Origin of the sequence: Streptomyces flaveus, assembly GCF_014647675.1 — a bacterium.
Lineage (GTDB): Bacteria > Actinomycetota > Actinomycetes > Streptomycetales > Streptomycetaceae > Streptomyces > Streptomyces flaveus.
In genome coordinates, this window is record NZ_BMPQ01000014.1 from 200,215 (window position 1) to 206,752 (window position 6,538).

General features: G+C 68.9%; 8 protein-coding genes. 5 read left to right on the plus strand and 3 right to left on the minus strand.

Features of this window, described 5'->3' with window-relative positions; translation table 11 throughout:
* Positions 1 to 7: 7 nt before the first annotated feature.
* On the minus strand, positions 8 to 331 hold the full coding sequence (locus IEZ21_RS26395) for a carbon-nitrogen hydrolase family protein (protein WP_189324366.1): 324 nt from the start codon (positions 329 to 331) through the stop codon (positions 8 to 10).
* On the minus strand, positions 328 to 573 hold the full coding sequence (locus IEZ21_RS26400) for a hypothetical protein (protein WP_189324367.1): 246 nt from the start codon (positions 571 to 573) through the stop codon (positions 328 to 330). The genes IEZ21_RS26395 and IEZ21_RS26400 overlap by 4 nt, the downstream gene beginning before the upstream one ends.
* Before the next feature lie 196 nt (positions 574 to 769).
* On the opposite strand from IEZ21_RS26400, the gene IEZ21_RS26405 reads away from it, so the two are divergent.
* The 5 genes from IEZ21_RS26405 to IEZ21_RS26425 are packed head-to-tail and all read left to right on the plus strand — an operon-like array spanning position 770 to position 5,478.
* Positions 770 to 2,110, plus strand: a complete 1,341-nt coding sequence (locus IEZ21_RS26405; protein ID WP_189324368.1) for an ABC transporter substrate-binding protein — start codon at positions 770 to 772, stop codon at positions 2,108 to 2,110.
* The gene (locus IEZ21_RS26410) at positions 2,107 to 2,847 is read left to right on the plus strand and encodes an ABC transporter ATP-binding protein (protein WP_213089356.1); all 741 of its coding nucleotides are present in this window, start codon (positions 2,107 to 2,109) and stop codon (positions 2,845 to 2,847) included. Before IEZ21_RS26405 ends, IEZ21_RS26410 begins: the two co-directional genes overlap by 4 nt.
* Positions 2,844 to 3,566: an ABC transporter ATP-binding protein gene (locus IEZ21_RS26415; RefSeq protein WP_189324369.1), complete on the plus strand. Its 723-nt coding sequence runs from the start codon at positions 2,844 to 2,846 to the stop codon at positions 3,564 to 3,566. Before IEZ21_RS26410 ends, IEZ21_RS26415 begins: the two co-directional genes overlap by 4 nt.
* A complete protein-coding gene (locus tag IEZ21_RS26420) occupies positions 3,563 to 4,435 on the plus strand; it encodes a branched-chain amino acid ABC transporter permease (protein ID WP_189324370.1) in 873 nt (290 codons plus the stop codon). Before IEZ21_RS26415 ends, IEZ21_RS26420 begins: the two co-directional genes overlap by 4 nt.
* Positions 4,432 to 5,478: a branched-chain amino acid ABC transporter permease gene (locus tag IEZ21_RS26425; protein WP_189324371.1), complete on the plus strand. Its 1,047-nt coding sequence runs from the start codon at positions 4,432 to 4,434 to the stop codon at positions 5,476 to 5,478. The genes IEZ21_RS26420 and IEZ21_RS26425 overlap by 4 nt, the downstream gene beginning before the upstream one ends.
* A gap of 351 nt (positions 5,479 to 5,829) precedes the next feature.
* Here IEZ21_RS26425 and IEZ21_RS26430 read toward each other — a convergent pair whose 3' ends face one another.
* Complete coding sequence (locus IEZ21_RS26430) at positions 5,830 to 6,072, minus strand: site-specific integrase (protein WP_213089357.1); 243 nt, start codon at positions 6,070 to 6,072, stop codon at positions 5,830 to 5,832.
* Positions 6,073 to 6,538 lie beyond the last annotated feature (466 nt).

Genomic DNA, 6,538 nt, shown 5'->3' on the forward strand with positions numbered 1-6,538 from the left:
CGGCACCTTACGCGCCTTCCGAACCCTCCAGCTCGGAGAAGGTTGCCTCGGTCACCCCCGGCACGACCGCTCGGCGTGGCTCGCGATGGTGGACCAGACAGGTCGCGTCGGGGCGCGCGTAGTGACCGGCCGGGTCGTACGCGTTCTTCGCGATGACGATCTCGTCGAGGTCGATGTCGGCGTAGACCAGCCCCTCCTCGCCCCCGTCCAGCTCCTTGGTGATCATGCGGCCGTCCGGTCCGTAGATCCGGGAACAGCCGCCGCCGGCGGACAGCAGGCGGCGTTGCTCGTCCGTGGTGGCGAACAGGTCGATGCCGGCCGGGCTGATCACCTGGGTGCGGGAACCAGCCGGATCCCGGCGCGGCGCAGCACGTCCAGGCTGTGCCCCCAGACGGCGGCGGTGTGCGCATGCAGCGGCTCCGTGAAGTGGTGCTCGGGGACGGTGAGCGTGACGTCACGGGCGGGCGGCGGTTCGGCAGAAGCCGGATCGGCGGCCAACGTGACGAAGGCGCCCAGCCCTGCCGTTCGCTCGGCGCGGGCGAGCAGCTCCTCCACGTGCTGGACACTGTTCATGCCGGGACCGTAGACGCGGGGTCCCAGCTGGTGAACGAGCCGTTTCGCAAGGAGAGACCGCGGACGAACAGGTCCTGTTTCATCACCATTTCGCAACGGCGTCGCCGCCGTTTCTCATATCGAATCCATGCACTGTGCACCGGCTCCGCGCAGCCCTACGTTCACCGCTCCGTCACCAGGAGCCAGGAGTCATCGCATGGACCACTCCGCGCAGCAGCCGAAGAACCAGCCGAACAGACGAACCGTCCTGCGGGCCCTCGGGCTCGGCGGCGCCGCCGCAGGCGCCGCGCCGCTGATCGCCGCCTGTGGCGGGGGCCTGAAGGGCTCCGGATCCTCGTCCGGCGACGTCATCAAGATCGGTTACGTGAGCCCGCGCACCGGTGCGTACGCGGCCTTCACCGAGTCCGACGAGTACATCCTCAAGCAGGCCAGAGCAGCCTTTGCCAAGGGCATCAAGTACGACGGCAAGACCTACAAGGTGCAGATCCTCGACCGCGACACCGGCTCCGACCCGCAGCAGGCGGCGACGATCGCGAACGAGCTGATCTCCCAGCAGGGCGTGGACCTGATGCTGGTCACGTCGACGCCGGAGACCGTGCACCCGGTCGCCAACAAGTGCGAGAGCGAGGGCGTGCCCTGCATCTCGACCATCGAGCCCTGGCAGGCGTACTTCTTCGGACGTGGCGGCACCCCGCAGAAGACGTTCACGTACACGTACCACTTCTTCGACGGCATCGAGCACGTCGTCACCGGCGAGACCGACATGTGGCGGATGTTCGACACCAACAAGAAGGTCGGTGTCCTGTGGCCGAACGACGCCGACGGCGGCGCGTTCCGCGACAAGAAGACCGGCTTCCGCGCGCAGGCCGGGGCCAAGGGCTTCACCTTCGTCGACCCGGGCGCCTACGAGAACGGGACGAAGGACTTCTCGTCGATCATCGCGACGTTCAAGAAGGAGGGCGTGCAGATCCTGGCGGGTGTGCCGACGCCGCCGGACTTCGCGACCTTCTGGACGCAGGCCGCCCAGCAGGGCTTCAAACCGAAGGTGGTCACCATCGCCAAGGCCATCCTCTTCGAGTCGTCGGTCGCCTCGCTGCCGAACGGCCTGGGCGACGGACTGTGCACCGAGAGCTGGTGGCTGCCGCAGTTCCCGTTCAGCTCCAGCCTGACCGGGCAGACGTCGCAGCAGCTCGCCGACGGCTATGAGAAGTCCGCGCAGGCCAAGGGCCGCAGGTGGAACCAGGGGCTCGGCCCCAACCACGCCCTGTTCGAGATCGCGGGCGACGTCCTGCGGCACGCGAACCCCAAGGACAAGAAGGCTGTCGCCACCCGGATCGGGAAGACCAGCCTGGACACGGTCATCGGCCGCGTCGACTGGACCGGGGGCGGCGCGGCCAACCCGGTCAAGAACGTCGCCGCCATCCCGGTGGTCACCACCCAGTGGGTCAAGGGCAGTGGCGGCGCGTACGACCTGAAGATCGTCGGCAATACGCTGATCCCCGAGGCCAAGATCGACGGCAAGGCCCGGGAGCTGTGACGGCGCCGGTGCTCCAGCCGCTGCTGGAGGTCGAGAACCTGGCCGTCAGCTTCGGGGCCCTCAACGTCCTGGAGGACGTTGAGCTGGCGGTCCCGCGCGGCCAGGCCGTCGGCATCGTCGGCCCGAACGGGGCCGGCAAGTCGACGCTGCTGAGCGCCATCTCGGGCGTCGAGCCCGTGACCCGGGGCACCGTACGGCTCGGGGGCCGCGACGTCACCCGCGCCTCCGCCGCCCAGCGGTGCCGGCTCGGGGTCGGCCGGTCCTTCCAGATCCCCCGCCCGTTCGGGGATCTGACGGTCTTCGAGAACGTCCTGGTCGGCGCCCAACGCGGGGGTGGCCTGCGCGGGACCCACGCCCGCGAACAGGCCCTCACCGCGCTGGAGACCACCGGCATGCTCCCGGTCGCCAACAAGCCGGCCGGCGGCCTGCCGCTGCTCGGCCGCAAGCGCCTGGAGCTGGCCCGCGCCCTGGCCACCGCCCCCGAGCTGCTCCTGCTCGACGAGATCGCAGGCGGCCTCACCGAGAGCGAGGCCGACGAACTGGTCGGCACCGTCCTGTCGCTGAAGGAGGCCGGCGTGACCATCCTGTGGATCGAGCACGTCGTCAAGGCCCTGGTCCAGGTCGTGGACCGGCTGGTCTGCCTCGCGTACGGCCGCATCCGCGTCGACGGCGACCCGCACAAGGTCCTCGCCAGCCCCGAGGTCGCCGAGGTCTACCTGGGAGGTACGACAGCATGAGCAGCCCACTGCTGCACCTCGATGCGATCGATGCCGGATACGGGGACTTCCAGGCTCTTTTCGGCATCAGCCTCGACGTCGCCGAAGGCGAACTCCTCGCCCTTGTCGGCGCCAACGGCGCCGGCAAGTCCACCCTGCTGCGGACCGTCGCCGGGGCCCTCAGGCCCTTCAGCGGAACCGTCCGCTTCGACGGGGAGGACGTCACCGCCCTCCCCGACATCCACCGCTCCCGCAAGGGCATCGGCCTCGTTCCCGAGGGTCGGCGGCTCTTCCCGTCCCTCACCGTCGAGGAGAACCTCCGGGTCGGCGCCGCCACCGGCCGCAAAGGCCCGTGGGACCTGAAGAAGGTGTACGAGATGATGCCGCTCGTCGCCGACCGCCGCACCCGCAAGGCTGCCCGCCTCTCCGGAGGCGAGCAACAGGCCGTCGCCATCGGCCGCGCCCTGATGGGCAACCCCCGCCTGCTGCTGCTCGACGAGGTGTCGCTCGGCCTCGCGCCGCTGGTCGTCGAGCAGCTCTACACGGCGCTTCCCGGCATCCGCGCCGAGGGCACCACCGTCGTCCTCGTGGAGCAGGACCTGACCCGCACCTTCGCGGTCGCCGACCGCATCGCCTGCGTCCTGGAGGGCCGCGTCGTCCTGACCGCCCCGGCCGCCGACCTGACGCGTGAGCAGGTCACGGCCGCGTACTTCGGCACCCTGGAGGTGACGTCCCCATGACGTGGCTCAACGCCATCGCACAGGGCATGCTGCTCGGCGGCATCTTCGCCATGGCCGCAGCGGGCCTGTCCCTGGTCTTCGGGGTGATGCGAGTCGCCAACCTCGCCCACGGCGACCTGATGATCCTCGGCGGCTACGTGGCCTCGGTGGCCGCCGTCAGCCTGCACATCCCCGTCGCGCTCACCGTGCTGGTCTCGATGGCGGCCGTCGGCGGCCTCGGCTACCTCATCCAGCGGACACTGCTCGACCGGGCCATGGGGCTCAGCGAGTTCGCGCCCCTGATGGTCACCTTCGGCATCTCCGTGATCATCCCCAACGTACTTGTCCAGCTCTTCAGCAACGACACCAAGCCGCTCGGCATCGGCTCGCTCGGCACCGCGAGCATCCGCGTGGGCAGCGACCTGGCCATCGGCTGGTTCCCGCTGATCACCGTCGTGGCGGCGGTCGCCGTCCTGGCCGGTCTGCACGTCTTCCTCTACCGCACCCAGTCCGGCCGCATCGTCCGGGCCACCGCCGACGACCGCGCCGTCGTCCGGCTGATGGGCGTCGACAACCGCAAGGTCTATGCCCTCACCAGCGTCATCGCCTTCGCCACCGTCGCCCTGGCCGGCACCCTCTACACCATGCGGCAGGGCGGGGTGACCCCGTACGAGGGCCAGCTCACCGTCCTGTTCGCCTTCGAAGTCGTCATCATCGGCGGCCTCGGCTCGCTGTGGGGCACCCTCGCCGGCGGCATGGTGCTGGGCATCGCGCAGTCCGTCGGCGCCCAGATCTCGCCCGACCTGCCGTTGCTCGCCGGGCATCTGGTGTTCCTGGCGATTCTGGTCTTCCGGCCGCAGGGCCTGTTCGGCAGGAGTGTGCTCGCATGACCGCCCAGACCACCGCCGTCGTCTCCCCGGCGGCCCCGTCCGTACTTCCCGCCGTCCGACGCGGCGGCCTCGCCGCCGTCCTCGGCCTGACCGGGACGCTCCTCGTCCTGCTGGTCATGGCGAGCCTGCCCTACGTCGTCGACAACGGCGTCACCACCCAACTGGTGAAGCTCTGCTACCTCATCGCGCTGGCCTCTATGTGGAACCTGCTCGCCGGATACGCCGGCATGGTCTCCATGGGCCAGCAGGCTTTCATCGGCCTCGGCGCGTACACACTGTTCGTCGTCAACGATCACGGAATCAACGTCTACGCCGGCACGCTCGTCGTCTCGGCGGTCGTCGCTCTGATCGCGTGGCCGGTGTCCTACATCGCCTTCCGGCTGCGCGGCGGCTACTTCGCCGTCGGGACATGGGTGATCGCCGAGGTCGTTCGCCTCATCGTCGTCCGCTTCGACTCCCTCGGTGCCGCGAGCGGCCGCAACATCACCACCATCACCGCCGAACCGGTGCTACGGCAGGCGTACACCTACTGGTTGGCCCTCGCCGTGATGGCGGCGGCGTTGCTGGGCACGTATCTGGCGCTGCGCAGTCGCCTCGGCCTGGACCTCCAGGCCATCCGGGACGACGAGACCGCGGCCGGCTCGCTCGGTGTGAACGTCACGCGTGGCAAGCGGATCATCTACATCGCGGCGGCCGGCGGCTGCGCCGCCGCCGGAGCGGTGATCTGCGTCAACAGCCTTGGGGTGGCCTCGCCTTCACAGATCTTCGGGGTGCAGTACACGGCCCTGATGATCTTCATGGTCGTCATCGGCGGCATCGGCACCGTCGAAGGCCCGGTCATCGGCGCCCTCGTCTACTTCCTCCTCGACAAGTACTTCGCCCAGAGCGGCGTCTGGTACCTCGTCGTCATCGGCGCCGCCGCCATCGCCGTCTCCCTCTACCTTCCACGGGGCCTGTGGGGAACCCTGGCCCACCGGACCGGTTTCGCGATCTTCCCGGTGACGCACAAAGTCCTGCAGACCACGCGACGTGACGAGGCCTGACAGCCGCCCGCCCGGAAAGGAGTCGCGCAAGCGACTCCCCATCGGAGCCGTCCGATCCAGGACCCCACGCGAACACCGTGGTCAACCACTGGAAGGGCGTCTCACCGACTTCAAGCCAGCCCCGATGCCCCGCCGCACAGGGACGTGACCGAAGGAGGCGGGCCCACCACAGCAGGCCCACTGGGTGGAGCCTTGAAGTGCCCCGCGCCGTGGGCTTGGAAGCCGCTTCTCCTGTCAGAAACCACCGAGACGGCAGGCCGAGGCTAGGGCGGTGTTCAGCGGCCCCACCGAGGCGACTTGGGTTCTAAAGGTGGTTGCAACACCCTGCAGGATCAGGTGTTGCAACCACCTTTAGAACCCAAGAGGGATGACCGGGACCAACTTCTGCGGCATCTTCGGCTGCCGGACCCGCTCCATCGGCGACCGGTCGATCTCGTCCTCGTCGAGCATCAGCCACTTGAAGAACTGCTGCAGCCCCTTGTGCTTGTTCAGCGCCTTCGACGCCGACCACAGCGAGCGGTCCCAGTCCCGCAAGAACCCCGACCAGGTCGTCGACAGCCCCGCAGTGATCTTGTCCAGGTCCAGCAGCGGCATCCTCGCAAACCTCCGAGTAAAGGCGCCTATGAGCGGCGTGCTCAACCTCGAAGATCGGAAACGACCCACACGAAAAGGGCCCCCACAGGCTCTCGCCTGCGAAGACCCTTCACACTGTCGGGACGACAGGATTTGAACCTGCGACCCCTTGACCCCCAGTTGGGTAGTCGGTGAGCGGCGTGCGACGGGTCGTTCTTCGAGGTCACTGTCCAGCGTACTCAGCCGAGTAAAGGAGTCTGTGCACTCAGGCCTCCGCCAGGCAGCCTCGTCGCCTCGCGCACCGCCTTCCGCTCGTCGAGGGGAACCGCAACGAACTCTGTGTTCGTGATCGGTGAGTGCGGCGGTCGGCATCGGGCGGCTCTCCCGGTTCGGCTCGGCTGCGGCGCTACAGCGCCACAAGGCTCAGCGGTTCCACGCCGCCGCACAGCGGTGGCGCTGGATCCAGCTTGCCGTCCGTCACTGACAA

Coding starts and splice junctions, on each gene's coding strand:
- IEZ21_RS26405 (WP_189324368.1), top strand. CDS start 770: ATGGACCACTCCGCGCAGCAGCCGAAGAACCAGCCGAACAGACGAACC.
- IEZ21_RS26430 (WP_213089357.1), bottom strand. CDS start 6,072: ATGCCGCTGCTGGACCTGGACAAGATCACTGCGGGGCTGTCGACGACC.
- IEZ21_RS26420 (WP_189324370.1), top strand. CDS start 3,563: ATGACGTGGCTCAACGCCATCGCACAGGGCATGCTGCTCGGCGGCATC.
- IEZ21_RS26415 (WP_189324369.1), top strand. CDS start 2,844: ATGAGCAGCCCACTGCTGCACCTCGATGCGATCGATGCCGGATACGGG.
- IEZ21_RS26425 (WP_189324371.1), top strand. CDS start 4,432: ATGACCGCCCAGACCACCGCCGTCGTCTCCCCGGCGGCCCCGTCCGTA.
- IEZ21_RS26400 (WP_189324367.1), bottom strand. CDS start 573: ATGAACAGTGTCCAGCACGTGGAGGAGCTGCTCGCCCGCGCCGAGCGA.